The organism is Deferribacterota bacterium (assembly GCA_034189185.1).
In the GTDB taxonomy this organism is placed as follows: Bacteria; Chrysiogenota; Deferribacteres; order Deferribacterales; family UBA228; genus UBA228.
This window is the reverse complement of the sequence record JAXHVM010000285.1, coordinates 1-1726: the sequence shown is the minus strand read 5'-3', so window position 1 is coordinate 1726 and position 1726 is coordinate 1. Positions and strand designations below refer to the sequence as shown.

General features: G+C 27.7%; 1 protein-coding gene. It reads left to right on the top strand.

Annotation, left to right across the window (positions count from 1 at the left end; all coding sequences use genetic code 11):
• Window positions 1-33: 33 nt before the first annotated feature.
• Window positions 34-1726 (top strand): hypothetical protein (locus SVN78_10935; protein MDY6822121.1); only part of this gene is annotated, 1693 nt, incomplete at its 3' end.

Genomic DNA, 1726 nt, shown 5'->3' with positions numbered 1-1726 from the left:
GTTCAAAGCTGTATAAAAGAATCAATATTTTTTGTGAAAGATAATGATATCAAATTCTTTGATGATAGATATATTTTTGAATTAAAAAGGAGATTGCATGAAGATAATATATATTTAGGAATTGGTGAGTTTACTCATTTAAAAGCTTTCCTGAAATATTTAAGAGGTTTTAAAGAATTTTTAAAAAATCTTAATAACAAGGGGCATCTATATCAGATAAATAATAAAATAGATATATGTGAAGAATTATATAATAAATTAGACAATACATTTGATGATGAAGGCAATGTTAAAGCAAGTGCAAATAGTGAATTAAAAGAAATTAGATCTAAATTATCTATTTATAGAAATAAAATATATGGCAGATTAAAGGAATACATCTATTCAAGTAATAGTAAATATTTTATTGCAGATGATATAATAACAGAGCGATATAATAGATATCTTATAATGTGTAAACCAAACTTTAGAAACTATATTAAAGCTGTTGTTGTTGATATATCTAAGAGTGGTTCTACATATTATGTAGAGCCAATTGATATAGTTGAGTTGAATAACTATTATAGGGAATTAAGGATACGTGAAGATGAAATAATAAGGAAGATTATTGAATCTTTAAACATTTATATAAAAGATATATACTTAAATATAATAAATACTTTAAATAACTACAGTTTAATTATCTTCTATTTAGAGTTAGGTCTTTTTTTGAAAGACCATCAGATTGTCTTTCCAGAGTTTACTGAGAGGATTTATTTTAAAAATGTACATCACCCATTAATATATCTAAAGAATCAAAATAAATCAGTTCCCATTGATTACAAACTAGATGAAGAGATTTTTTTATCTGTAATAACAGGGCCTAATGCAGGAGGCAAAACTGCCACAATTAAATCGATAGGTATAAATATTCTTATTGCTAAAACAGGTTTGCCGCTATTTGGCCAGTTTGCTGAGGTTGTAAACTGTAGTAACTTATTATGTGATATTGGTGATAAACAATCGATCACTATGGATCTTAGTTCCTTTACGGCTCATCTGCTAAATTTAAAGAATGTTCTAGCCTTTGCTGATTCAAAAAGCATTGTTTTACTTGACGAGCCAGGTGGTAACACTGAGCCTAGAAAAGGTTCTGCTTTAGCAATTAGCATCATTAGAGAGCTTATTAGAAGAAAATCAAAAGTGATTGTGGCTTCACATTATGAAGATATTAAAGCCCAAGGCTTATTAAACGAATATGCAAATATATATGCCGTTAGTTACGATTATGAAAAAAATATTCCAAAGTATAAGCTTATTGAAGGTATATCAGGTGAGTCAAGCCCCTTCATAATAGCAAGAAATTACAATATTCCAGATTATATCATTGATAGTGCAATTAAGATCTATGAGGATGCATATAGTGAAAGGGAGAAAACCCTTGATGAAATTAAAGAGTTGCAGTCAGTTATATCTAATAAATTAAATCTAGCTGATAGATATTTGTCAGAAATTGAGAGATTCTATAATATGGTCTATAAAAAGTGGAAAGATTTTGAATACAAATTGTGCCAAAAAGAGGAAAGTGTCTTGCAAGAAGCGCAACTCTATCTATTAAAGTCTAAAAGATTATTAAAAGAGCATAAGAAGCTAAAAAGAGATGATGTTAGTAATAATTTAAAGGTTATAGAGAAAAGGTTAGAAGATTTAAAGGAATATCATAAATATCCAAAAGAGATTAGTAAAG